Origin of the sequence: Mycolicibacterium psychrotolerans, from assembly GCF_010729305.1 — a bacterium.
In the GTDB taxonomy this organism is placed as follows: domain Bacteria; phylum Actinomycetota; class Actinomycetes; order Mycobacteriales; family Mycobacteriaceae; genus Mycobacterium; species Mycobacterium psychrotolerans.
Map to the genome: position 1 here is coordinate 2081883 of NZ_AP022574.1, position 24675 is coordinate 2106557.

The window sequence follows — 24675 nt, forward strand, 5'->3', positions numbered from 1 at the left end:
TACGTAGCGGTGACTCGCGCACGCTGGCGGGTTACCAGAATGCCAATAAACGGCGACGAAACGCTACTCGCCGGTAGCTTCGGCGGCCGCCTGATCCGCTGCGGCTGCTTCGGCCCGCTTTGCTGCCGCCGCAGCGGAAGCCGCGGCGCTGCCCGGGCGTTTGCGCTCCACCCAGCCCTCGATGGTGCGTTGCGGGCCGGCCGAGACGGCCAGCGCGCCGGGCGGTACATCGTCGCGTACGACGGTGCCGGCTCCGGTGTAGGCGCCGTCGCCGATCGTCACCGGGGCGACGAACATGGTGTCCGATCCGGTCCGGACGTGGGAGCCGATCGTGGTGCGGCTCTTGGTCTCGCCGTTGTAGTTGACGAAGACGCTGGACGCCCCGATGTTGCTGTGGTCGCCGATGTCGGCGTCGCCGACGTAGGTCAGGTGCGGCACCTTGGTGCCGGTGCCGATGGTGGCGTTCTTCGCCTCCACGAACGCCCCCAGCTTGCCTGCCTCGCCGAGCACGGTGCCTGGCCGCAGGTAGGTGAACGGGCCGACGGCGGCGTCGTCGCCGATCACGGCGAGCTGTCCGTGGGTGCGGACCACGGACGCGCGGTCGCCCACCTCGACGTCGGTCAGCGTGGTGTCGGGCCCGATCTCACAGCCCGCGCCGATCTCGGTGGTGCCGAGCAGCTGGGTGCCGGGCCGCACGACGGTGTCGCGACCGATGGTGACGTCGACGTCGATCCATGTCGTCGCCGGGTCGACGATCGTCACCCCGGCACGCAGGTGCGCCGCGACGATGCGCCGGTTCAGCTCGGCGCCCAGGGCTGCGAGCTGCACGCGGTCGTTGACGCCGGCCACCAGCGCGGGGTCGTCGACGTGCTGGCCCAGTACCGGGTGGCCGTCGCCGCGCACGATTGCGAACACGTCGGTGAGGTAGAGCTCCTGCTGGGCGTTGTCGGCGCGCAGCCGGCTCAGCGCCGAGCGCAGCACGCGGGCGTCGAATGCGTACACCCCGGCGTTGACCTCGGTGATCGCCTGCTGCGCGGGGCTGGCGTCGGCCTGCTCGACGATGCCGATCACCTCGCCGTCCTGGGTGCGCAGGATCCGGCCGTAGCCGGTGGGGTCGGCGGTCGTGGTGGTCAGCACCGTGGCCGCGGCCGCGCCCGCGGTATGGGTGGCGATCAGCGCGGAGAGGGTGTCGGCATCGAGCAGCGGGACATCGCCGGAAGTCACGACCACCACGCCGGTGAAGTCGTCGGGCAGCGCCGTCAGCCCGCATCCGACCGCGTGCCCGGTGCCCCGCTGCTCCTCCTGGACGGCGATCTCCACGCGGCGCCCGAGGGCCGCGCCGATCTCCAGCGCCGCCGGGGCAACCCGCTCGCGGTCGCGGCCCACGACCACGACCAGGTGCGTCGGCGCCACGGCGGCGACCGAGTGCACGGCGTGGGCGAGCATGCTGCGGCCGCCGAGGGTGTGCAGCACCTTCGGGGTGTCGGACTTCATCCGGGTGCCCGACCCTGCCGCCAGAATCAGGACGGCTGCGTCTGCCATAGGTGTCGTCCTTCCCTGCGCGAGTGGGCGTGTCTGCACACCGCCACACCGTCCTCGGTGGCACTGTGCGCACGCTCGCCGCGAGTGAGTGCTCCGTCGCCAGGACTCGAACCTGAACTATCTGAACCAAAATCAGAGGTGCTGCCGATTACACCACGACGGATCGGTGACGTAATACGCGTGCGACTCTAGCTCAACCTCTGATCAGGCCCCCGGGTGCGCGAACGCGCGCGAACCCGCGCTGCCGGGCCGGTGGGCGCCGAACGGGACGGCCGCCAGGAGGGTCACCCGCTGACGGCGTCCGGTCGGCAGCCGGTAGCTGCACTGCCGGCCGGGTGTCGCCCCGAGGAGAGCGCTGCCCAACGGCGAGTAGACCGTGTAGACCTCGAGTTCGTCGTCGGTGGTGCCGCGGGTGCCGAGCAGGAACGTCTCGGTGTCCCCGGTGTCGTCGAACCGGACCGTGAGAACCATGCCGGGCTCGGCGACGCCGTCATCGGGCGGGATGCGGGTATGGCCTGCCCTGCTGAGCAGTTCGTGGATCTCGCGGATGCGGTGCTTGCGGGCCAGCCATGCGTCGACGACCTGGTCGGTGCGGGATTCGTGGTCCGCCGCGTGCGGCACGGTGAGCAGGCCGGCCAGTTCCTCCTCCAGGGCAGTGCGCGTGTGCGGCGTCATCCAGACGTGGTCGTTGCTGGTGAGCATGGTTATGTCCTTCCGGTGTGGTGATCGTCGTCAGGGGCGGGTCGGATCGGCGCCGCCCCTGACGACCGGGAACCCTCGTGAGAGGGAAGATTCAGCGTCGTCGCAGCGGATCGAACGCCCGCGCCGCTTCGGGCTGCTTGCCCGTGACGATCTGCTCCGCGAGGAGACGGCCGCTGGCGGGGCCGTGCGCGAGACCCCACATCCCTTGCCCGCCCGCGATATACACGCCGCGGTCGACCTGCCCGATCAGCGGCATGCCGTCGTCGGTCACCGGCCGGGAACCGACCCATTCGTCACGGCGTTCGTGCCAGCGCACTCCGTCGAGCAGCGGGGAGGCGGACGCGACGATCGCCTCGATGCGGCGTCGGAACAGCTGCTCCTCGGGGCGACGGAACTCCATGGTCCCGGCGACGCGGAGTCCGGTGCGGTACGGCGTGCACGCCACCCGCGCTTCCGGCAGATAGATCGGGCCGGGTAGCGGTCGCTCGACCGGCACCGTGAAGGAATAGCCGCGGCCCGCGTGCAGTCCTACCCGGACCCGACGGCCCATCAGGGCGGGTAGCCAGGCGCCCGTGGCCGCCACCGCGGCATCGGCGTGCAGCGGTTCGCCGGCGAGCACCTCGACGCTCACCCCGCCGGCCACGGGAAGCACACGCCTCACCTCCGCGGTGCGGATCACGGCGCCGCGCTCGACGACCGCGCGCGCCAGCGCGCGGGTGAACCGGCCCGGGTCGACGAAGCGCTGGCCGGACACGTTGACCACGCTGGTGATCCGCGCCGACGCCAAAGGCACGTACGCGCGCAGCGCCGCGCCGGCCAGAACCTCGACGGTCGGCTTGTCCGCCGCCGGAAGTCGGTCGAGACCGCTCCGGAAGCTCGCCGCACGATCGGCGTCGCGGAACGCGACCGCGATGGACGTATCGGTCACCGGGGCGTCCACGCCGTTGGCCACCAGCACATCGAAGGTCTCGAGCGCCTCGTCGTTGAGCACCGCATTGGCGCGAACCGCGCGGCGCCAGGCGCCGGGACGGCAGTGGGCGGCGAAACGCATCAAGAATCGCGCGAGGGTGGGGTCCGCGCGCAGCGGGATGTGCAAGGCGGCCGCCGGATCGGCAATCGCGCGCAGCCCCTCGCGCAGCACGGATGGCGAGTTCAGCGGCGCCGTCAGCGCCGGCGAAACCCAGCCGGCGTTACCCCACGATGCTCCTGCTGCGACCCCGGTGCGGTCGACGACTGTCACGTCGACGCCACGGTCCTGCAAGAACCACGCCGTCGAGAGCCCGACGATCCCCGCGCCCACGACGACCACAGACCGGGGACCGCCGTCCATCCCTGACCTGCCCGACATCACACCCTCCTTCTCCGGCGACCCACGACTCCATGGTCGGGTCCCGCGGAGACGCGGGTGTTGTGCTGCGAGAACAAGCCCTGGGGTCGAAAATGTCGCGCCCCGACAAGAAGGTCAGTCGCGGACGGCCAGTTCGATCATCATGGCGAACCGCTTGTCGGCATCGTCGAGCTGCAGATCGGTCAGCTCACCCATGCGGCGAAGGCGGTACCGCACGGTGTTCTCGTGGATGCCGAGTCGCAGCCCGGTGCGGACGGGGTCGCCACGTTCCTGCAGCCACACGCGCAGGGTGGCCACATACGCCGTGCCGTGCGCGGCATCGTGCGCCCTCAACTCGGCGACGGCCCCGCGGTGCGGACGACGGCCCGCGCCGGCTGCCGTCTCGAGGCGTTGCAGCACGACGTCGTTCCACGACTCGTCGTAGGCCGGAGGATCCGCGACACCGGTGCCCTCGTGCAGTGCCAGGCACTCGTCGGCCTCGCTGCGCGCCACCGCGAGATCGGTGGCGGTCGCCGGCGCGCTGATGCCCGCGTGCACCGTCAGCTGGCGGGGCAGCGCCGTGACCAGCGCGGTCACCCAGGCTCGGGCGACCGCTGCCTCGTCGGCGGCGAGCACGGTGTAGACCGTGGTGTCGGCCAGCGCGCTGCGCGACGGCCGTGACCAGCCGAAACCGGCGGTCGCGAGCTCGAACGTCTGCAGCAGCGCCGCGTGCCGTTCGCCGCCGTCGTGGGCGCGCAGCGCGACGACCCGCAACGCCGTGGGCGGCAGTCCCAGACGGCTGGCCAGGGTCGCCGAGTCCGCCGGCCCCTCGAGCAGCCGGATCACCAGTTCGGACTCGACCTGACGTTCCAGATCGGCGCTGGCGCGGGAGCGCAGCAGGTGCAGTGCGACGGTGTGCGCCCCGTCGGCGAGCGCCCTTCGCTGATCGCCGGCGAGCGCGCGGGGCGTGGCGACCCACACCGAGCCAAGCAGTTCGCGGCCGGCGCGCGCCGCGACGACCATGCGGCCGGTCAGCCCGGCGCTCACGTCGGCAGGCACGAACAGTGGCTCATCGGACACCGACAGGTGGGCGAACACGCCGGCCGCCTCGAGGCGGGCGCGCACCCCCGCAGGCGCCTGGCGGGCGAGGATCGTTGCCGCACGCGCCGGGTCGGCGTCTTGCTGGCCGCGCGAGAACGCCAGCACCCGTGACTGCCGGTCCTCGATGACGACCGCGCCGCCGACTGCCCCGGACAGGCTGTCGGCGAGGGCGAACAGGTCCGTCGGCCCCCGGCCCGAATCCGTCTCCCGCCCTTCCAGGACGAGCCCGTAGACGACCGCGGCGAACTCGCTCCACGACATCGCGGAGTCGACGACCACCACCGCGATGCCCCCGGTGTCGGTGACGGTGGGGTCCGCGGCGCGGGTGAGCACGACGACGGCACCCGCGGACGTCGCCCATTGCAGCGCCTCGGCCTGGGTGAGGGCGCCGACGGCGAGCAGCACGTCGCCCGGCATCGTGCGGCCGTCGACGACCTCCGGCAGCACGACGCTGCGCAGCTCGGTCGACCGGTCCGCCGAGCCGGCCTGCCAGCGGGCGCCGTATCCGCCGAGGACGTTGATCAGCCGATCCAGCGTGATCACGGAGCTCGAGGGTACGCCGGGGCGCTGCGGTTTAGGCTGGGACGCGTGGCCGCAGCCGAGAAGGAAGTCCGCGCCCCCCGTGCTCGGATGACCGGCAGCGAGCGCAGGCAGCAGCTGATCGAGATCGCCAAGTCGCTGTTCGCCGAGCGTGGTTTCGACGGCACGTCGATCGAGGAGATCGCGCTGCGGGCCAACGTCTCCAAACCCGTGGTCTACGAGCATTTCGGCGGCAAGGAGGGCCTCTACGCCGTCGTCGTCGACCGCGAGATGTCCGCGTTGCTCGACGGCATCACCGCGTCGCTGACCAACAACCGGTCCCGGGTGCGGGTCGAGCGGGTGGCGCTGGCGCTGCTGACCTACGTCGAGGAGCACACCGACGGCTTCCGCATCCTGATCCGGGACTCGCCGGCCAGCATCACCTCTGGCACCTACTCGACGCTGCTGAACGACGCCGTCAGCCAGGTCTCCTCGATCCTGGCCGGGGACTTCTCCCGCCGCGGCCTGGATCCCGACCTCGCGCCGCTCTACGCACAGGCGCTCGTCGGTTCGGTGTCGATGTCGGCGCAGTGGTGGCTCGACACCCGCGAACCGAAGAAGGAAGTGGTGGCCGCGCATCTGGTGAACCTGATGTGGAACGGCCTGACCCATCTCGAGGCCGACCCCCACCTGCAGGACGAGTAGCGGCCCACCCGGCCGAACGTCCACCCCCCGACCGGGGCCTACGATGGAGGCATCATGACCGCATCGGGGACCCTTCATGTCCACACCCCGATCGCGGGCCTCGTCGAGTTGGCGCTGCGCGACCCTTCCCTGCAGGAAGTCGTTCGCCGTGCCGCCGACCGGCCCGCCGATCTCGATCTCGTCGGCCCTGCCAGCGCCCGGCTCTTCGTGGCCGCCGCGCTCGCGCAGGCCGGCCCGCTGCTCGCCGTCACCGCGACGGGGCGCGAAGCCGACGACCTGACCGCCGAGCTGAAGGGGGTGTTCGGCGACGCGGTCGCGATGTTCCCATCGTGGGAGACGTTGCCGCACGAGCGGTTGTCGCCCGGCGTCGACACCGTCGGCGCGCGAATGATGCTGCTGCGCCGCCTCACCCATCCCGACGACGACCGGCTGGGGCCGCCGCTGCGCATCGTGGTGACCACCGCGCGGTCCCTGCTGCAGCCGATGGCTCCCGACCTCGCCGACATCGAGCCCGTCACGCTCACCATCGGTGTCGACGCAGACTTCGACACCACCGTCGCGCGCCTGGTCGACCTCGCCTACACCCGCGTCGACATGGTCGGCAAACGGGGTGAGTTCGCCGTGCGCGGCGGCATCCTCGACGTGTTCCCGCCCACGGCCGAGCATCCGGTGCGGGTCGAGTTCTGGGGCGACGAGGTGTCCGAGATGCGGATGTTCTCGGTCGCCGACCAGCGGTCGATCCCCGAGATCGACGTCGCCACCGTGATCGCGGTGCCGTGCCGCGAGGTGTTGCTCACCGCCGATGTGCGAGAACGCGCACAAGCGCTGGCCGCCGAGCATCCGGTGCTGGAGAACAGCGTGCCCGGCAGCATCCCCGACATGCTGGCCAAGCTGAGCGAGGGCATCCCGGTCGACGGCATGGAGGCGCTGCTGCCGCTGTTGCGCCCGGCCGACCTGGTGACGCTGCCGTCGCATCTGCCCGCCGGGACGCCGCTGCTGATCTGCGATCCGGAGAAGGTCCGCAGCCGCGCCGCCGATCTGATCAAGACGGGACGGGAGTTCCTCGAGGCGTCCTGGTCGACGGCCGCGGTCGGTGGCGACGTCCCCATCGACCTCGAGGCGCTCGGCGCGTCGGGATTCGTCGGCTTCGACGATGCCCGCGACGCGGCCCGGGCGGGCGGCCGTCCGTGGTGGACGCTGAGCCAGCTCACCGCGGAAGCCGGCTTCGCCCTCGACATTCGGCCGGCGCCCTCGGCGCGAGGTCAGCAACACAGTCTCGACGAGATCTTCGCGATGCTGCGCGCCCACGTCGCCACCGGTGGCTACGGCGTCGTCGTCACTCCCGGCACGGGCACCTGCATGCGGGTGGTCGAGCAGCTCGGCGAAGCCGACACGCCCGCAGCGGTTCTCGAGGCCGGCGCGGCACCACGGGAAGGCGTGGTGGGGGTGGTGAAGGGCCCGCTGCACGACGGCGTCGTGATCCCCGGCGCCAACCTGGTGGTGATCACCGAGACCGATCTGACGGGCAACCGTGCCGCCGCCACCGAGGGCAGGAGACTCGCGGCCAAGCGGCGCAACGTCGTCGACCCGCTCGCGCTGACGGCAGGCGATCTCGTTGTGCACGATCAGCACGGCATCGGCCGGTTCGTCGAGATGACCGAACGGGTGGTGGGCGGCGCCCGCCGGGAGTACCTCGTGCTTGAGTACGCCTCGGCCAAGCGGGGCGGCGGCACCGACAAGCTGTACGTGCCGATGGACTCGCTCGACCAGCTGTCTCGCTACGTCGGCGGTGAGGCGCCGACCTTGAGCCGGCTCGGCGGCAGCGACTGGGCGAACACGAAAACCAAAGCGCGCCGGGCTGTTCGGGAGATCGCGGCGGAACTGGTCACGCTGTACGCCAAGCGGCAGGCCTCACCGGGGCACGCGTTCGCGTCGGACAGCCCCTGGCAGACCGAGATGGAGGACGCGTTCGGGTTCACCGAGACCGTCGACCAGCTGACCGCGATCACCGAGGTCAAGTCCGACATGGAGAAACCCGTTCCGATGGACCGGGTGATCTGTGGCGACGTCGGCTACGGCAAGACCGAGATCGCGGTGCGCGCGGCGTTCAAAGCAGTCCAGGACGGCAAGCAGGTCGCGGTGCTGGTGCCGACGACGCTGCTCGCCGATCAGCACCTGCAGACGTTCACCGCCCGCATGGCCGGGTTCCCGGTCACCGTGAAAGGCTTGTCGCGCTTCACCTCTCCGTCGGAATCAAAGGCCGTGCTGGAGGGGATGAAGGACGGCTCGGTCGACATCGTGATCGGCACGCACCGGCTGCTGCAGACCGGGGTGACGTGGAAAGACCTGGGCCTGGTGATCGTCGACGAGGAGCAGCGCTTCGGCGTCGAACACAAGGAGCACATCAAGTCGATGCGCACCCACGTCGACGTGCTGACGATGAGCGCCACCCCGATCCCGCGCACGCTGGAGATGAGCCTGGCCGGGATCCGGGAGATGTCGACGATCCTGACCCCGCCCGAGGAGCGGTACCCGGTGCTGACCTACGTCGGCCCGCACGACGACAAACAGGTCGCTGCCGCGCTGCGGCGCGAGATGCTGCGCGACGGGCAGGCGTTCTACATCCACAACCGGGTGCGCTCCATCGACCAGGCCGCCGCACGCGTGCGTCAGCTGGTGCCCGAGGCGCGGGTCGTGGTGGCGCACGGGCAGATGCCCGAGGAACAGCTGGAGAGGACCGTCGAGGGGTTCTGGAACCGGGAGTTCGACGTCCTGGTGTGCACCACGATCGTCGAGACCGGTCTGGACATCTCCAACGCCAACACGTTGATCGTGGAGCGCGCCGACACGTTCGGCTTGTCGCAGCTACACCAGCTGCGCGGCCGGGTGGGGCGCTCCCGAGAGCGCGGATACGCGTACTTCCTCTATCCGCCCGAGGTCCCGCTGACCGAGACGGCCTATGACCGGCTCGCGACGATCGCGCAGAACAACGAACTCGGCGCGGGCATGGCCGTCGCGATGAAGGACCTCGAGATCCGCGGCGCGGGGAATGTGCTCGGTGCCGAGCAGTCCGGCCACGTCGCGGGGGTGGGTTTCGATCTGTACGTGCGGCTGGTGGGCGAGGCCGTCGAAGCATATCGAGCTGCCGCCGACGGGAAAACCGTTGCCACACCGGAAGAACCGAAGGACGTCCGAATCGACCTGCCGGTCGACGCGCACCTGCCGCCCGACTACATCGGCAGCGACCGGCTGCGGCTGGAGGCCTACCGGCGGCTGGCCGCCGCGCAGGACGACGCTGCGGTCGACGCGGTGATCGAGGAGCTCATCGACCGGTACGGCCCGCTGCCTGAGCCGGCTCAGCGCCTGATCGCGGTGGCGCGTCTGCGCCTGCTCGCACGGGCGCACGGGGTGACCGAGGTCGGCGCGCCGTCGGCATCGACCGTGCGCATCTCGCCGCTGACGCTGCCCGATTCGGCACAGCTGCGGCTCAAGCGGCTCTACTCGGGTGCCACGTACCGCGCCACCACCTCGACCGTGCAGGTGCCGATTCCGCGGGCCGGCAGCGGCGTGGGGGCGCCCCGAATCCGCGATCTCGAGCTCGTCGCGTTCGTCGCGGGTCTGCTTCTCGCCATCGACGGGAATCCACAGGCCCAAATTGATATAACCAAGTTCGGAGGTGGCTCATGACGGTTGTCCTGGTGGACCCGCGCCGCCCCTCGCTGGTGCCCGTCGAGGCGATCGAGCTGCTCTCCGGTGACGTGCAGTACACCGAGGAGATGCCGATCAAGGTGCCGTGGTCGCTGCCGTCGGCGCGGCCCGCCTACGAGGGCGACCCCGCCCCCGTGCTGCTGTCCTCCGACCGCGACCACCCCTCGGTGGCCGCTCGGCTGGCCGCCGGGGAGCGGGTGATCGCCGCGCCGGATTCCGCGCCCGGTGAGCATCTGGTCGACGCCGTGGCGATGATGGACAAACTGCGCACCGCGGGCCCGTGGGAGAGCGAGCAGACCCACGACTCGTTGCGGCGGTATCTGCTGGAGGAGACCTACGAGCTGTTCGACGCGGTGCACGGCGGCGATCTGACCGAGCTGCGCGACGAGCTGGGCGACGTGCTGCTGCAGGTGCTGTTCCACGCCCGGATCGCCGAGGACGCCCCGGAGAACGCCTTCGGCATCGACGACGTCGCCGACGCGCTGGTTCGCAAGCTCGGCAATCGGGTGCCCGCGGTGCTCGCCGGCGAGTCGATCTCGCTGGAAGATCAACTGGCACAGTGGGAAGCGCGCAAGGCGCTGGAGAAATCCGCACGCGAGTCCATCATGGACGACATTCCGACGGGCCAGCCCGCGCTGGCGCTGGCGCAGAAGGTGCTCGCCCGCGCCGAGGGCGCCGGCTTCCCGCAGGAGCTGGTGCCCGATGCCCTCACCTGGATCACCGTGACCGCCGACTTCGACGCCGAGAATGCTCTGCGCTCAGCGGTATTGGAATTCATGGCCGATGTGCGCGCCGCCGAGCGGTCCGCGGCCGCGGCGCAGCGGGGCGACGACGTCGCCGAGGAGCTCGACGACAGCCCGCACGCGGTGATCTCCGCCGACGAGTGGCGCGCACACTGGCCGCACGAGATCGTCGACGACGAGGACGCGGACGCCGAGCCCGAGGACGACGCCGAAACCGACGAACCGGCGGATAAAGCCGAGTAGTTGACGCCATTTCGTCGTGTTCGATCACGCTGTGGGGTCGACGTCGATCCTGCTCTCGTGACCAGCACGGGGGCGAGAGCGCCAAGATGCTCAGCAGTAACAGGAATGCACCTCCTGCAGCGCTGCTCTCCCATTGTGCATGCACTACGTGCACGTGTGTGACATACGAGGTCAATCCTCGAGCATCCAACTCTCGCCGCGCACGAGAGGCGCCCGAGATCGACGAAATGGCGGCGTGCTCTCGCGATTGTTCGCCCGTTTGTTGGTTTGGGCGAAAAGGGGCCGATCGCCCGGAGGTCATTCGAACAGCGTCGAGCCCCAGAACGTCGAGGTGTCGCCCTCACGGATACCCGGCGGGCACGCGAACAGCGCGGAGCTCGTCGGCGTGATGTATTCGTTCAGGGCATCCCTGCGCGACAACGCGTTCTGCATCGGGATGAACTGCGTGAGCGGGTCGCGGACGAACGCGATGAAGAACAGCCCGGCGTCGAGGTGGCCGAAGCCGTCCGAGCCGTCGGTGAAGTTGTAGCCACGGCGCAGTATCTCGATGCCGCCGAGGTTCTCCTTCGACGCCAGCCGCACGTGCGCCATCTCGTCGATCAGCGGCTTGTCCTTCCTGTCTTTGAGCGAGAAGTTCAGCTCGTCGAACTCGTCGGACTGGCCCATCGGCGCGCCGCTGCCCTTCTGCCGGCCGATGACCCGTTCCTGCTCGAGGAGCGTGGTGCGGTCCCACTGCTCGATCCGCATCCGGATGCGCCGCGCCACCAGATAGGTGCCGCCGGTCAGCCAGGCCGGGCCGTCTCCGTCGCCGACCCACACGAAGCGGTTCAGCTTGTCTGTCTCGTCGGAACGGAGATTCGCCGTTCCGTCCTTGAAGCCGAACAGGTTTCGGGGGGTGGTCTGTTCGCGGGTGGTCGAGGACGTGCGGCCGAACCCCAACTGGGAGTAGCGCACCGCGACGGTGCCGAAGCCGATGCGGGCAAGGTTGCGGATCGCGTGGACGGCGACCTGCGGGTCGTTGGCGCAGGCCTGCACGACGATGTCGCCGCCGCTGCGGGCCGGTTCGATCTTCTCGTTCGGGAACTTCGGCAGGTCGACCAGCTGCGCGGGCTTCTTGTCCGCGATGCGGAACCGGTCGACGCCGTCCTTGACGAAGAACGACGGGCCGAACCCGATCGTGAGCGTCAGCTGCGACGGCGGAAGGCCGAGCGCCTCGCCGGTGTCCGTCGGTGGGGCATAAGGGTTCTGGCCGGTGGCCCCGTTCTTGAACGCCTCCTGGCCCTGCGTCATCCGCTCGGCCATCTCGGTCCAGTCGGCCAGCATCTTGATGACGTCGTCGCGGCTGTTCGTCGTCACGTCGAACGTCGCGAAGTGCATCCGGTCCTGGGCCTCGGTGACGATGCCGGCCTGGTGCTCACCGCGGAACGGGACCGCGGTGTCCAGGTGCACGGCGGGCTGGGCTGCGGTCGCGCGTCCGGCCAGCGCTCCGGTGCCGGCCGCGCCGACCACCGCGGCGCCGACTCCGGCCGCGCCGAACAGCTTTCGCCTACTCAGCGCCTGCCGTGGGGGCGCAGGCTCATTGGGGTGCGATGACACCCTGCACCTGACTCACCTCTTTGCCCAGCGCGTCGATCGCGCGCGAGAGCTCCTGGCGTTCGGGTTCGGTGACGCTGTCGTAGCTGGCGAATCCGTCGCCCTGACGGTACTTTTCGAGCAGCTTCTCGGCTTCGGCGAACCGCTGGTCGACGCGCTTGCCCAGATCGGCGTTGCGCTCATCGAGGATCGGCCGCACCGACGCCACCGCGGTCTGGCTGCCCTGCAGGTTGGCGTTGAAGTCCCACAGGTCGGTGTGGCTGAAGATGTCCTCTTCGCCGCTGATCTTGCTGGTGGCGATCTCGTCGAGCAGACCCTGTGCGCCACCGGCGATCTGGGTGGAGTCGATCGTGTAATCGGGCGCCTTCACGCCGGCGTCGAGTTCCTTGACGTCGGCGACCAGCTGGTCGGCGATCGCGTTGGTGTCGGGCTGCAGCCCGCTGACCCACAGGTCCTTCTCCAGCCGGTGGAACCCGGTCCACTTCTGGCCCGGCTCGAGGTCCGCCTCGCGCAGGTCGATGCGCGGGTCGAGGTCGTCGGGGAACGACTCGGCGACGGGCTCGATGCGCTCGTAGTAGGTCCGCGCGGTCGGATACTGCGCCTTGGCGGCCTCGATGTCGCCGGCCTTGATTGCGGCGACGAAGGACTCGACGGCCGGGATCAACGCGTCGCTCTGGCTGTTGACGTAGCGCTTGTAGCTGTCGGCGGCTTCTTTGAACTTGCCCTCGGTGTCCACCTCGACGGCGTCGCCGGTGACGGTGAAGTCATTGCGGATGCCGTCGCCGATCATGCCGGGCTTGCAGGCCGTCTGATAGGTGCCGGGCTGCGAGAGCTGGACGATCAGCTTGCGCTGCAGGCCGGGGGAGATGTTTTCCACCTCGCCCATCACGCGCTCGCCCTCGCCGTAGACGTAGAACTCGGTGACCTTGTTGCCGTTGTTCGTGATCACGAATGTGTTGGCCCCGGTGGATCCGGCGGTGCCGGACAGCCGGCACGACGTGTCGGAGGCGTCGACGGTGATCTGGGCGGGTGCTTCGGAGCCCTCGGCGGCACCTGCGGACTCCTCTTTGGCCTGGCAACCGCTCAACGCCAGGGCGGACAGGGCCGCGGTGAGCACGACGGGGTGAACCTTCACGTGGTGGACCTTTCGGGATCGGGTTGGGGAGCGGGTTGGGCCGGGCGGGCCGGCGCCGGGGTGGGACGCAGGAACAGGGCGAGGACGACGGCGAGGTAGGCCAGCCAGCTGACCAGCTGGAGCACGGTCGGCGTCGGGCTGACGTTGAAGACGCCCTGGATGACTTCGCCGTACCAGGAGGACCAGTTGAACCAGGTGGTGAGGTCGAAGGCCTTGGTGGCCAGGCCGGGGAGCCAGCCGACCGTCTGCAGCGCGCCGATGCCGTAGGAGAGGATGCCGGCGGCGACGACGATCAGGAAGACGCCGGTGTAGGTAAAGAATTTGGCGAGGTTGATGCTGAGCGCGCCGCGGTACATGCCGTAGGCGATGACCCCGGCGATCAGCACGCCGGCGACGAGTCCGACCAGCGGCCAGTTCGTCGTCGCCTCGGCGTATCCGACCATGAACAGCGCGGTCTCCACGCCTTCGCGGCCGACCGCGAAGAACGCCAGCAGCGCGACGGCCAGCGGGCCGGTCTCCAGTGCCCGGGCCATGTCGCTGCGCAGTTCGCCGGACATGCCTGCAGCGGCTCTGCGCATCCAGAGCACCATGGTGGTGACGATGACGACGGCGATCAGGGAGGCCACCCCGGCGATGGCTTCGGCGGCCAGCCCGGTGATGGTGTTCTCGCCGAACTGGATGACCAGGAACACGGTCAGCGTCACCGCGACCGCGGCGCCCACGCCCAGCCACACCCATTTCAGCGCGTCGCGGCGCTCCGACTTGACCAGGAAGGCGACCAGAATGGACACCACGATGGCCGCTTCCAGGCCTTCGCGCAGGCCGATCAGGCCGCTGCCGAACAGCTGGGAGCTGAGGTTGGGCGATGCCGCCAGGGTGGTCGAGGACATGCTGACCGGCAGGTCGGTGATGATGCTCATCGAATCGTCCTCGCTACGTCTGTGGCACCTAGCCTTGCCTAAGCAAAGCAAGGTGTGGCTCACCTTGCTTGGCGTTGCGTTAAGTGAATGTACACCGCCCCTGCGCGGCCCGGGATGAGTCTTAAGTCCTTTGGTGCGTGGCAGCATGGCTAGGAACCAGAGTGGGTTGAGGAGTCCGGTGACACGGGTGCGTTGGCTGCAGGCGGTGGCCGTGATCGGCGCGACAGCGCTGCTCCTGGCCGCAAGCTGCTCTTGGCAGCTCGGCAGCCCGATACCCGACGGGGTGCCGCCGCCGGCCGGGGACCCGGTGCCGCAGATCGACACCTATGCGCGGGGCCGACCCGCCGACGCGCTGCACGTATGGGCCGCCCAACGCGCCCCGGCGCTGGGTATTCCGGTGACGGCGCTGGAGGCGTACGCCTACGCGGCACGGGTCGCCGAGGTGGAGAATCCCGACTGCCACCTGAAGTGGACGACGCTGGCGGGCATCGGCCAGGTGGAGAGCCATCACGGCACCTACCGCGGCGCCAGGATCGGGCGCAACGGCGACGTGACACCGCCGATCCGGGGCGTGCTGCTCGACGGCACCGGCGGCAACCTGGAGATCCTCGACAACGACTCGGTCAGCCACGACCCGGCCGTGGAGGACAAGGGCGACGAGCCGTTCGCCCGGGCCATGGGCCCGATGCAGTTCATCCCCGAGACGTGGCGGCTCTACGGCGTCGACGCCAACAATGACGGCCAGATCAGCGCCGACAACATCGACGATGCGGCGCTCTCTGCTGCCGGCTATCTGTGCTGGAGCGGGAAGGATCTGGCGACGCCGCGCGGCTGGATGGACGCACTGCGCGCCTACAACCACTCCGACCAGTACGCCCGCACAGTGCGCGACTGGGCCACCGCCTACGCCGGCGGACACCCGCTGTAGGGCACGCCGCGAACGGCCACCCTCTAGGCTCAGTGCTGATCGTTCGTCCGAAGACCAAGGAGGCAGTCGTGCCCATCATCGAGCAGGTCGGAGCCCGCGAGATTCTCGACTCCCGGGGCAACCCGACGGTGGAGGTCGAGGTGGGTCTGCTGGACGGCACCGTCGCCCGCGCCGCCGTCCCTTCTGGCGCCTCCACCGGAGAGCACGAGGCCGTGGAGCTGCGCGACGGCGGGTCGCGCTACCTCGGTAAGGGTGTCCAGAAGGCCGTGGAGGCGGTGCTCGACGAGATCGCCCCGGCGGTGATCGGGTTGGGCGCCGACGAGCAGCGCCTCGTCGACCAGGCTCTGGTGGACCTCGACGGCACCCCCGACAAGTCTCGGCTGGGCGCCAACGCGATCCTCGGCGTCTCGCTGGCGGTGGCCAAGGCGGCCGCGGACAGCGCCGCTCTGCCCCTCTTCCGGTACGTGGGCGGTCCGAACGCGCACATCTTGCCGGTGCCGATGATGAACATCATCAACGGAGGCGCGCACGCCGACACCGGTGTCGACATCCAGGAGTTCATGATCGCCCCGATCGGCGCGCCGAGTTTCAAGGAGGCGCTGCGCTGGGGCGCGGAGGTCTACCACGCACTCAAGTCGGTGCTCAAGAAGCAGGGCCTGTCCACCGGGCTGGGCGACGAGGGCGGGTTCGCGCCGGACCTCCCCGGCACCAAGGCCGCCCTGGATCTGATCGGCTCGGCGATCGAGGCCGCGGGCTTGAAGATCGGCAGCGATGTCGCGCTGGCGCTCGACGCCGCGGCCACCGAATTCCACACCGACGGGTCTGGATACGCCTTCGAGAAGCAGACCCGCACCGCGGAGCAGATGGCGGCCTTCTACGAGGAACTGATCGGCGCCTACCCGCTGGTGTCGATCGAGGACCCGCTCTCTGAGGACGACTGGGACGGCTGGGTGGCGCTGACCACCGCGATCGGCGACCGGGTCCAGATCGTGGGTGACGACCTGTTCGTCACCAACCCCGAACGGCTCGAGGACGGTATCGAGCGGGGCGCCGCCAACGCGCTGCTGGTCAAGGTGAACCAGATCGGCACGCTGACCGAGACGCTCGACGCGGTGTCGCTGGCCCACAACGCCGGCTACAAGACGATGATGAGCCACCGCAGCGGCGAGACCGAGGACACCACGATCGCCGATCTCGCGGTGGCGGTCGGCAGTGGTCAGATCAAGACCGGTGCGCCGGCCCGCAGCGAGCGCGTCGCCAAGTACAACCAGCTGCTGCGTATCGAGGAAGAACTCGGCGACGCCGCCCGCTACGCCGGCGACCTGGCGTTCCCGCGATTCGAAGGCGGAGCGAAATAGCCTGTGCCCGAAGCGAAACGGCCCGATCCCCGGCGGCGCACGTCCCGGCCCGGTAAGCCGGGTAAGCCGGGCGACGCCGGGCGGGCCAAGCCGCGCGGCACATCGGTCCGGCGCGAGCGCACACCCGCCGAACTGCCCGCGCCGGCACCCGACGCCGGTCAGGAGCTCGAGCTGCATCCGGCGGGGACGTCGATCCGCGAGTCGATCGCGGCGTCGATGGAGGCGGCAGCCGATCAGCGGTTCGGGTCGACGGCGCGGCGCGCGGCCATCCTGGCGGCGGTGGTGTGTGTGCTGACGCTGACGATCGCGGGTCCGGTGCGCACCTACTTCGGGCAGCGCACCGAGATGAAGCAGCTTCAGGCGTCGGAGGCCCAATTGCGGGACCAGATCGCCGATCTCGAGGCGCAGAAGGCCAAGCTGGCCGACCCGGTGTTCATCGCGGCCCAGGCGCGGGAGCGGCTGGGCTTCGTGATGCCGGGGGAGATTCCTTACCAGGTGCAACTGCCGCCCGGGGCGACGCAGCCCGGCACGGCGCCGGAGGGTCAGGCACCGGTCGCCGGCACCGACCCCTGGTACACCGCCCTGTGGCACACCATCGCCGATGCGCCGCACGGTCTTTCGCCGACAGCGCCGCCGGCTGCGCCGCCCGCGCCACCACCACCTCCGCCGCCCGGTGGTTGAGCCCGAGGATCTCGAGATCGTCGCGCGGCAGTTGGGCCGGGAGCCGCGCGGCGTGCTCGAGATCGCCTACCGCTGCCCCGGCGGCGATCCCGCCGTGGTGAAGACGGCGCCGAAACTGCCGGACGGCACGCCGTTTCCGACGCTGTACTACCTCACCCATCCGGTGCTGACGGCCGCGGCCAGTCGGCTCGAGTCCTCAGGACTGATGCGGGAGATGACGGAGCGGCTGGAGCGCGATCCCGAGCTGGCGGCCGCCTACCGGCAGGCCCACGAGTCGTATCTGGCCGAGCGCGACGCGATCGAATCCCTGCACACCACGTTCTCCGGCGGCGGCATGCCCGACCGGGTCAAGTGCCTGCACGTGGTGATCGCGCATGCGTTGGCGAAAGGCCCGGGCGTCAACCCGTTCGGTGACGAGGCGTTGGCGATTCTGGCGACCGAGCCGGCGATGGCCGGCATTCTCGATCCGGAGGTGTGGACGACGTGAGAGTGGCCGCCGTGGACTGCGGGACCAATTCGATCCGGCTGCTGATCGCCGATGTCGCCGAGGGCCGGCTGGTCGACGTGCATCGCGAGATGCGGATCGTGCGCCTGGGCCAGGGGGTGGACGCGACCGGGGAATTCGCTCCCGACGCGCTGGCCCGGACCCGCGCGGCGCTGAGCGCCTATGCGGTGTTGATGCTCGACCACGAGGTGACAGCCGTGCGGATGGTCGCGACGTCCGCGGCGCGCGACGTCATCAACCGCGACGAGTTCTTCGCGATGACCTCCGAGGTGCTCGGCGCGGTGGTGCCGGGCGCGGTCGCCGAGGTCATCACCGGTGCGCAGGAGGCGGAGCTCTCGTTCCGCGGGGCCGTGGGTGAATTGGACTCGGCGAGTGCACCTTTCGTGGTCGTCGACCTCGGCGGAGGCTCGACCGAGGTGGTGCTCGGCTCAGGTGACGTCACATCGTCGTTTTCCGCGGACATCGGCTGTGTGCGCCTGACCGAACGCTGCCTGCACTCCGATCCGCCCACTGCCGACGAGATCGCCGCCGCGCGCGCCGTGGTGCGCGATGCGCTCGGCGAAGCACTGCGGGTGGTGCCGGTCGAGCAGGCCCACACGTGGGTCGGGGTGGCGGGCACGATGACCACGCTGGCCGCCTTGGCGCGCCGGATGACGACCTACGATTCCGACGCGATCCACTTGTCGTCGGTCGGCTTCGACGAGCTGCTGCCCGTGTGCGCCGACCTGCTGGCGATGACGCGTGCGCAGCGCGCGGTGCTGGGCCCCATGCACGAGGGCCGCGTCGACGTCATCGGCGGTGGCGCGCTGATCGTGCAGGAGTTGGCGGAGATGCTGGGACAGCGCGCCGGGATCGACACGCTGGTGGTCAGCGAGCACGACATCCTCGACGGGATCGCGCTGTCGATCGTGTGACGGCTCAGTGGCTGGCCGCCCGCCGCATCCGCGGCCTGCGCTTGGTGGGGTCATGCTGCCCGGCGAGGGTCACCGCGAGCAGCACCATCACGGCGCCCAGGCCCGCATGCAGCCAGTTGTCGGCACCGTTGAGCGGCAGCACGTGGGCGTCGCTGCCGCGCTCGACGAGCAGGCCGTAGAGCCACAGCGCGAGGTAGAGCAGCCCGCCGACCAGGAGATAGGCGCGTGCTGCGGCATAGGTGCGGGCGCCCGCGAACCCGGCGACGCCGACCACGATGTGCACGACGTTGAGCAGGGCCGACACCGCGAAGGTGCCGAACAGGAGCGCGCCGGGGCGTTGACCGGCCCAGCTGAGCTGATCGACGCCGGAGGTCGCCCCGGGGACGAAGCCCAGCACACCGATCAGCGTCAGCGCGACGGCGACGATCAGCGCGGCACCCTGGACCGCCATGTATTTCGGGGCGTTGGCCATCCCGTCTCCCTTCACGTCGTCTTTATTGACGTGCGTGCTGGAGAGGTACCCATCGCGGCGCCCGGATAACACCCGGGCGGGCCCTCAGGGCCGCAGGATCGGGGCGAGCTTGTCGAGCACGGTCGGGTCCTCGATGGTCGAGGGCACGGGTTCGTCGCGGCCGGTTGCCAGCCCGCGCATGGTCTTGCGCAGGATCTTGCCCGACCGGGTCTTGGGCAGGGCGGGCACGACGTCGACGAGCCGGAACGCCGCCACCGCACCGATCTCGTCGCGCACCAGCTGGATCAGCTCGTCGGCCAGCCCCTCGGTCGACGCGCCTGTCTTGACCACCACCAGCCCGCGCGGCGCCTGACCTTTGATCTCGTCGGGCACCCCGATCACCGCGCATTCGGCGACGGCCGGGTGGGTGGCCAGCACCTCCTCGATCGAGCCGGTGGACAGCCGGTGCCCGGCGACGTTGATGACGTCGTCGATGCGGCCCATCACGAACAGGTAGCCGTCCTCGTCGAAGTGGCCGCCGTCTCCGGTGAGGTAGTAGCCGGGGTGCTCCATCAGATAGGACGCCTCGTAGCGGGCGTCGGCGTTCCACAGCGTCGGCAGCGTGCCCGGGGGCAGCGGCAGCCGGATGCAGATGGCGCCCTCCTGGCCGGGGCCGCAGCCGTAGCCGTCCTCGTGCAGGATGCGGACGTCATAGCCGGGCATCGGCACCGTCGGCGACCCCGCCTTGATCGGAAGGGGTTCGGCGCCCACCGGATTGGCGGCGATCGCCCAGCCGGTCTCGGTCTGCCACCAATGGTCGATCACGGGGACGCCGAGCTTGTCCGACGCCCAGTGGTAGGTGTCCGGGTCGAGGCGCTCGCCGGCGAGGAACAGGTATTTCAGCGACGAGCGGTCGTAGTCGGCCAGGTACTTGCCCTCGGGGTCCTCCTTGCGGATGGCCCGGATCGCCGTCGGCGCGGTGAACAGTGCCTTGACGCCGTGCTCGGAGATCACCCGCCAGAACGCGCCCGGGTCCGGGGTGCCGACGGGCTTGCCTTCGTAGAGCACCGTCGTCGCGCCGAGAAGCAGCGGCGCGTAGACGATGTAGGAGTGGCCGACCACCCAGCCCACGTCGGAGGCGGCCCAGAACACCTCGCCGGGGGCGATGTCGTAGATATGCCGCATGCTCCACAGCAGCGCGACGGCGTGTCCGCCGTTGTCGCGCACGATGCCCTTGGGCTTGCCGGTGGTCCCGGAGGTGTAGAGCACATACAGCGGGTCGGTCGCGGCGACCGGAACGGGGTCGACGGGGCCGGCCGTGGCCATCACGTCGGACCAGTCCAGATCGCGGCCCTCGACGAGCTCGCAGCGGTGCCGATCCCGTTGCACCACAACGCAATGGCGCGGGGGATGGCTCGTCATGCCGATCGCGGCGTCGAGCATCGGCTTGTACTCGACGACGCGCGCGGGTTCGATGCCGCAGGACGCGGAGACGATCACGGTCGGCTGCACGTCGTCGATGCGGACGGCCAGTTCGTGCGGTGCGAACCCGCCGAAGACGACCGAGTGCACGGCTCCGAGCCGGGCGCAGGCCAGCATCGCGATCACGGCCTCGGGAATCATCGGCATGTAGATGACCACCCGGTCGCCCTTGTCGACGCCGAGGGCGCGCAGGGCGCCTGCGAAGCGTGCGGTCTCGTCGAGCAGTTCGCGGTAGGTGTAGGTGCGCTTGGTGTCGGTGACCGCGGAGTCGTAGATCAGCGCGGGCTGCTCGCCCCGGCCCGACTCGACGTGGCGGTCCAGCGCGTTGGCGCAGGTGTTGAGTTCGGCGTCGGGGTACCAGCGGTAGAACGGCGGGTGACTGTCGTCGAGGATGCGCTGCGGCGCTCGTGACCAGGTCACGGCGGTGGCGGCGTCGGCCCAGAAGGCCTCGGGGTCGGTGATGCTGGTGTCGAAGAGGTCGCGATACCCGGGCATATCAGCACCGTAAACCCTTCCAGTTAGTCTCAGAGGCATGACGAACCAACCCCCGCCGATCGGAGGGGTCCGCCGAAGCCATGTGACTGCCCGAGGGGTGCGTTTCCACGTCACCGAGGCCGGGCCCGAGGACGGCAGGCCGGTGCTCGCCCTGCACGGCTGGCCGCAGCACCACTGGGCCTACCGCGACCTGCTGGCAGACCCTCCGCCGGGTCTGCGGATCATCGCCCCGGACCTGCCCGGTTACGGCTGGTCGGGCCCGGCGCCGCACAAGTGGGCCAAAGAGGATGTGGTCAGCGATCTCGTGGCGTTGAAGGACGCCATGGGTCTGGAGCGCGTGCTGCTCGTCGGCCATGACTGGGGCGGTTACATCGGGCATCTGCTGGCCTTGCGGGTGCCCGAGCGGATCGACGGCTACCTGGCGCTCAACATCGCGCACCCGTGGGTATCGGCCAAGACGCTGGCTCCGCACCTGTGGCGGTTCCTGCTCTACCAGCCGTTCGTGGCGTCCATCGGGGTGCCGCTGCAGCGCTACACGTCGTACCTGGAGCGCGTGATCTTCGGTGTGGCCGCGCCGAACATCGACCGCCAGACGGCCCGGGTGTACGCCGACGCGTTCCGCGATCCGATGGTCGCGCGCACCGCACGCGACACCTACCGCACGTTTCTGCTCCGCGAGGTACGTGACGGCGCCCGCAACCCGGAGCGGCGTCGGTCCACGGTGCTGACGCGGGCATTGTTCGGCAGGAATGACACCGGCATCCACCCGTCGTTGGCCGCGGCCGAGACGGCCCGCGCCGACGACTACACGCTGGAGTTGGTGGACGGGGGACACTTCATCCTCGACGAGCAGCCGGACGTGGTGCGCGCCAAGCTGATCCAGCTCGTGAACGAGGTGCCTGCGCGATAGCGTCAGCGGCCGACCAGGCCCGCTGCGCGGGCGCGGGCGACGGTGTCCTCCCACGCGCATTCGCCCGCGGCCAGGACGACGAGCGCGGTGAGCAGAGCCAGCGTGGACACAATCCACGACAGCACGGGAGAGGCCGAGCCCGGGGTGGCCAGCAGCATCACCGCCAGACTCGCGGGCAGCGCGAGGACGGCTGCGCACCCGAGCAGTCGAGTGTCGATGGTGGGAGACATGCTTCAACGGTGCGGCGCCGAGCTAAGAGGTTGCTCACCGGTGCCTGTGGAAAGGCTATGAGAATCTCGGGTCACTGCGCAGCACGGGGGAGTACCCGACTGCGCCGCCACGCAGCCGTACCTCTTTGCCCTCGATCCGGTCGACGTCGCTCCAGAGCGACAGGAACGTTCCGCGGTGCCGGAACCGCAGCAGAGCGGCCAGCAGGCTGGGCTGCTGGACGTTGGAGCGCTCGTAGCCCAGGAACGACGACGACGTACGCGGACTGACGATCAGTCCGAACACCTCGGGCATCGCGGGATGGTCGTTCGGATCACCGCCGATGCAGAGTCGGACGTCGATGACGGTGCCCAGCCGTGCGCCGTCGGCGGCGCGGACCGTCGAACCGAGGAGTTCACTGAGCTGCACGTCGGCCCCCCGGAATGCGGGCGATGACGTGGTCGCGCAGCCAGCGCTCGACCCACAGGTTGTCCAGCGTCTCGGGATGGGCGTCGATATGCAGCACGGTGCCCACGGCGCTGACCAGCCGCCACGGGATCGCCTCCAACCGCGACCGCGGGGGTTGCCCACCCAGGATTCGCGTCGCCAGCACCTGTCCGGTCAGGATCGCCGTGACGCGCGCCGCCGTCCGGCCGTCCGTGGCGTCGACCTCGAGGTCGTCGACGATGCCGACCGGGGCATCGTCGGTGCCGAGCAGCTGACGGTCCAGCAGGTGCAGCCGTGCGTCGACGAGAAGCCCGCCCGACCTCGGCGCTTCCGGGAGAGGGCTGCGCGGCCGGCTCACTGGCCCGCTCCGGTGACGACCATGAGAGGAATCGCGGCCAGGGCTGCAGCGAGGATGATCACGAGATAGACCGACGCCGCGATGTTGAGCGCAGCGCCGTTGGTTCGATGACCCATGTAGCCCGGATCATTCGCGACGATCAGGATCGGCAGATACGTCAGCGGCAGCGCGATCGCGGAGAACACCACCGAGTACTCGGTGACCATGATCGGGTCGACACCGGTGAAAAGGACTGCCGCACAGGAAATGAGAGCGACGATGAGCACCGCATGAAAACGGGCGGCGTCGGCGGGCCTGCGGAATTTCCCCCACGCCCACCCGAAGTACTGAGCCAGCGTGTAGCCCGACGACAGCGTCGTCTCCAGCGCGGCGCCGAACGTCGCCGCCACGATGCCGACGATGGCGAACGCCAGTAGAAGCTTCCCGCCGGCGGCCACCACCGGCAGGACGATCTGCGACAGCGACGTCACCTCTATCTGCGCCGGCAGCAGCACGACTGTCGCGCACCCGGCGATCGCGAGTGAGAGCACCCCGCCCAGAGGGAATCCGACCAGTACGTTGAGCCGCGACCTGCCGAGATCACTGACCGTCCACCGCTCCTCCACGGCTCCGGAGGAGAAGAAGAACACCTCGTAGGGCGTCATCGCCGCGCCGAACAACGCGACCGCGTAGTACCAGTAGGTCGCTGCCGACTCATTCTCCGGGATCACGGGAGCGAGCATCTGGTGGGAGAGATCGGCCCAACCCGGTTGCAGCGCAAAGAGGCTCACGGCGAAGACGGTCAGGCACAACCCGAGCAGGCCGGTGACGTTCTCCATGATCGAGAAGCGGACCCGCCAGATCACCAGCCAGACCGCGAACGCGGCGACCGGCACCCACAGCAGCGGTCCCACGTCGGAGGCCAACTGCAAAGCCAATGCGACGCCGCCGATCTCGGCGGTGACGGTCATCAGGTTGATGAAGAACGAGGCGCTCAGGTTCAGCGCCGCCACGCGCGGTCCCAGACGCTCCCGGATGATCTCGAACGTCGCTCGTCCGCTGACCGCCGCCACGCGGCCGGCCATCTGCGCGAAGAGGCAGATGCCGACCACGCCCACCGGGACGACCCAGGCAAGCGCGAGGCCGAAGCGGGACCCGACAAGCGCGTTGGTCACCAGGTCACCGATGTCGAGGAAGCCACCGATTGCGGTGAGGATGCCGAGTGCGACTGCAAAGATGTTGCGCATCAGCGGTACTCGCGTTCCAGCGTGTCCACACGAGTGAGTAGACGCTGTCGCAGTTCTCTGACGTCCGGTTGCCCCGCGGACGTGCGGACCGCCATGGCCGCAGTGTTGAGATCGTCGATCAGCGATGTCATCATGCTCGTCAGCTCAGCCTGGCGACGAAGGTCAGCGGCGCTGTCCGGCGTCAACGTCGCGACACCCTTGAAGGCTTTGGTGATCTCATCCCGCGCATCGGCGAGCTGCACGCAGGCTAGTTGGCGCGTGGAGCGGCGCTCGAGCCACAGCTGTATGGACACCGCCCCCGAGCGCGCAGCCGACTGGGTCTCCTCTTTGGCCGTAGCCAGCCGGCCCGGAATCCCGTCGCGCTGCGAAGGGCAACTCGTCAGGACGAGGAACAGGGTCGCGGCGAGCAGGGCGATGACTGCCACCGCGCGCGGAACGCGGCGGGATCTCGTGCGGGTCGGCATCATCGCCGGGC

The 24675-nt window shown here is 69.9% G+C and carries 23 protein-coding genes and 1 tRNA gene; 9 read left to right on the forward strand and 15 right to left on the reverse strand.

Annotation, left to right across the window (positions count from 1 at the left end; translation table 11 throughout):
• Positions 1-63: 63 nt before the first annotated feature.
• The 5 genes from glmU to G6N45_RS10315 form a co-directional block, all read right to left on the reverse strand.
• Positions 64-1542 (reverse strand): bifunctional UDP-N-acetylglucosamine diphosphorylase/glucosamine-1-phosphate N-acetyltransferase GlmU, encoded by a 1479-nt coding sequence (glmU, locus tag G6N45_RS10295; protein WP_163722029.1) that lies wholly within the window; start codon positions 1540-1542, stop codon positions 64-66.
• Between the two features lie 91 nt (positions 1543-1633).
• Positions 1634-1705, reverse strand: a tRNA-Gln gene (locus tag G6N45_RS10300).
• A gap of 41 nt (positions 1706-1746) precedes the next feature.
• Positions 1747-2244: a GreA/GreB family elongation factor gene (locus G6N45_RS10305; protein WP_163722032.1), complete on the reverse strand. Its 498-nt coding sequence runs from the start codon at positions 2242-2244 to the stop codon at positions 1747-1749.
• Between the two features lie 91 nt (positions 2245-2335).
• Entirely contained in the window at positions 2336-3592 is a 1257-nt protein-coding gene (locus G6N45_RS10310; RefSeq protein ID WP_163722034.1) for an NAD(P)/FAD-dependent oxidoreductase, read from the reverse strand.
• 114 nt (positions 3593-3706) lie between these two features.
• Positions 3707-5215 (reverse strand): PucR family transcriptional regulator, encoded by a 1509-nt coding sequence (locus G6N45_RS10315; protein ID WP_163722036.1) that lies wholly within the window; start codon positions 5213-5215, stop codon positions 3707-3709.
• 87 nt (positions 5216-5302) lie between these two features.
• Here G6N45_RS10315 and G6N45_RS10320 point away from each other — a divergent pair, with 87 nt between their 5' ends.
• The 3 genes from G6N45_RS10320 to G6N45_RS10330 are packed head-to-tail and all read left to right on the forward strand — an operon-like array spanning position 5303 to position 10590.
• Positions 5303-5896 carry a TetR/AcrR family transcriptional regulator gene (locus G6N45_RS10320; protein WP_043412005.1) on the forward strand — a complete coding sequence of 198 codons (594 nt, stop codon included), beginning with the start codon at positions 5303-5305 and terminating at the stop codon, positions 5894-5896.
• A gap of 54 nt (positions 5897-5950) precedes the next feature.
• Entirely contained in the window at positions 5951-9583 is a 3633-nt protein-coding gene (mfd, locus tag G6N45_RS10325) for a transcription-repair coupling factor (protein WP_163722037.1), read from the forward strand.
• Positions 9580-10590 carry a nucleoside triphosphate pyrophosphohydrolase gene (locus tag G6N45_RS10330; RefSeq protein WP_163722039.1) on the forward strand — a complete coding sequence of 337 codons (1011 nt, stop codon included), beginning with the start codon at positions 9580-9582 and terminating at the stop codon, positions 10588-10590. Before mfd ends, G6N45_RS10330 begins: the two co-directional genes overlap by 4 nt.
• Before the next feature lie 297 nt (positions 10591-10887).
• Here the strand turns inward: G6N45_RS10330 and efeB are convergent, their stop codons facing one another.
• The 3 genes from efeB to efeU are packed head-to-tail and all read right to left on the reverse strand — an operon-like array spanning position 10888 to position 14238.
• Positions 10888-12186 carry an iron uptake transporter deferrochelatase/peroxidase subunit gene (gene efeB / locus G6N45_RS10335; protein WP_179965308.1) on the reverse strand — a complete coding sequence of 433 codons (1299 nt, stop codon included), beginning with the start codon at positions 12184-12186 and terminating at the stop codon, positions 10888-10890.
• Entirely contained in the window at positions 12167-13318 is a 1152-nt protein-coding gene (gene efeO, locus G6N45_RS10340; RefSeq protein ID WP_246228940.1) for an iron uptake system protein EfeO, read from the reverse strand. Before efeO ends, efeB begins: the two co-directional genes overlap by 20 nt.
• The gene (gene efeU, locus G6N45_RS10345) at positions 13315-14238 is read right to left on the reverse strand and encodes an iron uptake transporter permease EfeU (protein WP_163722042.1); all 924 of its coding nucleotides are present in this window, start codon (positions 14236-14238) and stop codon (positions 13315-13317) included. The genes efeO and efeU overlap by 4 nt, the downstream gene beginning before the upstream one ends.
• Positions 14239-14416: 178 nt before the next feature.
• Here efeU and G6N45_RS10350 point away from each other — a divergent pair, with 178 nt between their 5' ends.
• The 5 genes from G6N45_RS10350 to G6N45_RS10370 all read left to right on the forward strand — a co-directional run bounded on the left by G6N45_RS10350 (position 14417) and on the right by G6N45_RS10370 (position 18624).
• The gene (locus G6N45_RS10350) at positions 14417-15166 is read left to right on the forward strand and encodes a lytic transglycosylase domain-containing protein (RefSeq protein WP_163722044.1); all 750 of its coding nucleotides are present in this window, start codon (positions 14417-14419) and stop codon (positions 15164-15166) included.
• A 68-nt stretch (positions 15167-15234) separates the two neighbouring features.
• Positions 15235-16524, forward strand: coding sequence for a phosphopyruvate hydratase (eno, locus tag G6N45_RS10355; RefSeq protein ID WP_163722045.1), 1290 nt, complete (start codon positions 15235-15237; stop codon positions 16522-16524).
• A 3-nt stretch (positions 16525-16527) separates the two neighbouring features.
• Positions 16528-17205, forward strand: a complete 678-nt coding sequence (locus G6N45_RS10360; protein WP_163722047.1) for an FtsB family cell division protein — start codon at positions 16528-16530, stop codon at positions 17203-17205.
• Entirely contained in the window at positions 17198-17692 is a 495-nt protein-coding gene (locus G6N45_RS10365; RefSeq protein WP_163722049.1) for a DUF501 domain-containing protein, read from the forward strand. The genes G6N45_RS10360 and G6N45_RS10365 overlap by 8 nt, the downstream gene beginning before the upstream one ends.
• Positions 17680-18624 (forward strand): Ppx/GppA phosphatase family protein, encoded by a 945-nt coding sequence (locus G6N45_RS10370; RefSeq protein ID WP_163722051.1) that lies wholly within the window; start codon positions 17680-17682, stop codon positions 18622-18624. The genes G6N45_RS10365 and G6N45_RS10370 overlap by 13 nt, the downstream gene beginning before the upstream one ends.
• A gap of 4 nt (positions 18625-18628) precedes the next feature.
• Here G6N45_RS10370 and G6N45_RS10375 read toward each other — a convergent pair whose 3' ends face one another.
• Both G6N45_RS10375 and G6N45_RS10380 read right to left on the reverse strand, forming a co-directional pair.
• Positions 18629-19096, reverse strand: coding sequence for a DUF4383 domain-containing protein (locus G6N45_RS10375; RefSeq protein WP_163722052.1), 468 nt, complete (start codon positions 19094-19096; stop codon positions 18629-18631).
• A gap of 84 nt (positions 19097-19180) precedes the next feature.
• Positions 19181-21052, reverse strand: coding sequence for a propionyl-CoA synthetase (locus G6N45_RS10380; RefSeq protein WP_163722054.1), 1872 nt, complete (start codon positions 21050-21052; stop codon positions 19181-19183).
• Positions 21053-21089: 37 nt separating this feature from the next.
• On the opposite strand from G6N45_RS10380, the gene G6N45_RS10385 reads away from it, so the two are divergent.
• Positions 21090-21962, forward strand: a complete 873-nt coding sequence (locus tag G6N45_RS10385) for an alpha/beta fold hydrolase (protein WP_163722056.1) — start codon at positions 21090-21092, stop codon at positions 21960-21962.
• 2 nt (positions 21963-21964) lie between these two features.
• Here the strand turns inward: G6N45_RS10385 and G6N45_RS10390 are convergent, their stop codons facing one another.
• The 5 genes from G6N45_RS10390 to G6N45_RS10410 are packed head-to-tail and all read right to left on the reverse strand — an operon-like array spanning position 21965 to position 24664.
• Positions 21965-22192, reverse strand: a complete 228-nt coding sequence (locus G6N45_RS10390) for a hypothetical protein (protein WP_163722058.1) — start codon at positions 22190-22192, stop codon at positions 21965-21967.
• A 55-nt stretch (positions 22193-22247) separates the two neighbouring features.
• A complete protein-coding gene (locus G6N45_RS10395; RefSeq protein WP_163722060.1) occupies positions 22248-22598 on the reverse strand; it encodes a PRC-barrel domain-containing protein in 351 nt (116 codons plus the stop codon).
• Positions 22585-22974 (reverse strand): PRC-barrel domain-containing protein, encoded by a 390-nt coding sequence (locus tag G6N45_RS10400; RefSeq protein WP_163722062.1) that lies wholly within the window; start codon positions 22972-22974, stop codon positions 22585-22587. The genes G6N45_RS10395 and G6N45_RS10400 overlap by 14 nt, the downstream gene beginning before the upstream one ends.
• Positions 22971-24200 (reverse strand): NRAMP family divalent metal transporter, encoded by a 1230-nt coding sequence (locus G6N45_RS10405; RefSeq protein WP_163722063.1) that lies wholly within the window; start codon positions 24198-24200, stop codon positions 22971-22973. The genes G6N45_RS10400 and G6N45_RS10405 overlap by 4 nt, the downstream gene beginning before the upstream one ends.
• On the reverse strand, positions 24200-24664 hold the full coding sequence (locus G6N45_RS10410) for a hypothetical protein (RefSeq protein ID WP_163722065.1): 465 nt from the start codon (positions 24662-24664) through the stop codon (positions 24200-24202). Before G6N45_RS10410 ends, G6N45_RS10405 begins: the two co-directional genes overlap by 1 nt.
• Positions 24665-24675 lie beyond the last annotated feature (11 nt).

Coding starts and splice junctions, on each gene's coding strand:
- glmU (WP_163722029.1), bottom strand. CDS start 1,542: ATGGCAGACGCAGCCGTCCTGATTCTGGCGGCAGGGTCGGGCACCCGG.
- G6N45_RS10305 (WP_163722032.1), bottom strand. CDS start 2,244: ATGCTCACCAGCAACGACCACGTCTGGATGACGCCGCACACGCGCACT.
- G6N45_RS10310 (WP_163722034.1), bottom strand. CDS start 3,592: ATGTCGGGCAGGTCAGGGATGGACGGCGGTCCCCGGTCTGTGGTCGTC.
- G6N45_RS10320 (WP_043412005.1), top strand. CDS start 5,303: ATGACCGGCAGCGAGCGCAGGCAGCAGCTGATCGAGATCGCCAAGTCG.
- mfd (WP_163722037.1), top strand. CDS start 5,951: ATGACCGCATCGGGGACCCTTCATGTCCACACCCCGATCGCGGGCCTC.
- G6N45_RS10330 (WP_163722039.1), top strand. CDS start 9,580: ATGACGGTTGTCCTGGTGGACCCGCGCCGCCCCTCGCTGGTGCCCGTC.
- efeU (WP_163722042.1), bottom strand. CDS start 14,238: ATGAGCATCATCACCGACCTGCCGGTCAGCATGTCCTCGACCACCCTG.
- G6N45_RS10375 (WP_163722052.1), bottom strand. CDS start 19,096: ATGGCCAACGCCCCGAAATACATGGCGGTCCAGGGTGCCGCGCTGATC.
- G6N45_RS10380 (WP_163722054.1), bottom strand. CDS start 21,052: ATGCCCGGGTATCGCGACCTCTTCGACACCAGCATCACCGACCCCGAG.
- G6N45_RS10385 (WP_163722056.1), top strand. CDS start 21,090: ATGACGAACCAACCCCCGCCGATCGGAGGGGTCCGCCGAAGCCATGTG.
- G6N45_RS10390 (WP_163722058.1), bottom strand. CDS start 22,192: ATGTCTCCCACCATCGACACTCGACTGCTCGGGTGCGCAGCCGTCCTC.
- G6N45_RS10405 (WP_163722063.1), bottom strand. CDS start 24,200: ATGCGCAACATCTTTGCAGTCGCACTCGGCATCCTCACCGCAATCGGT.
- G6N45_RS10410 (WP_163722065.1), bottom strand. CDS start 24,664: ATGCCGACCCGCACGAGATCCCGCCGCGTTCCGCGCGCGGTGGCAGTC.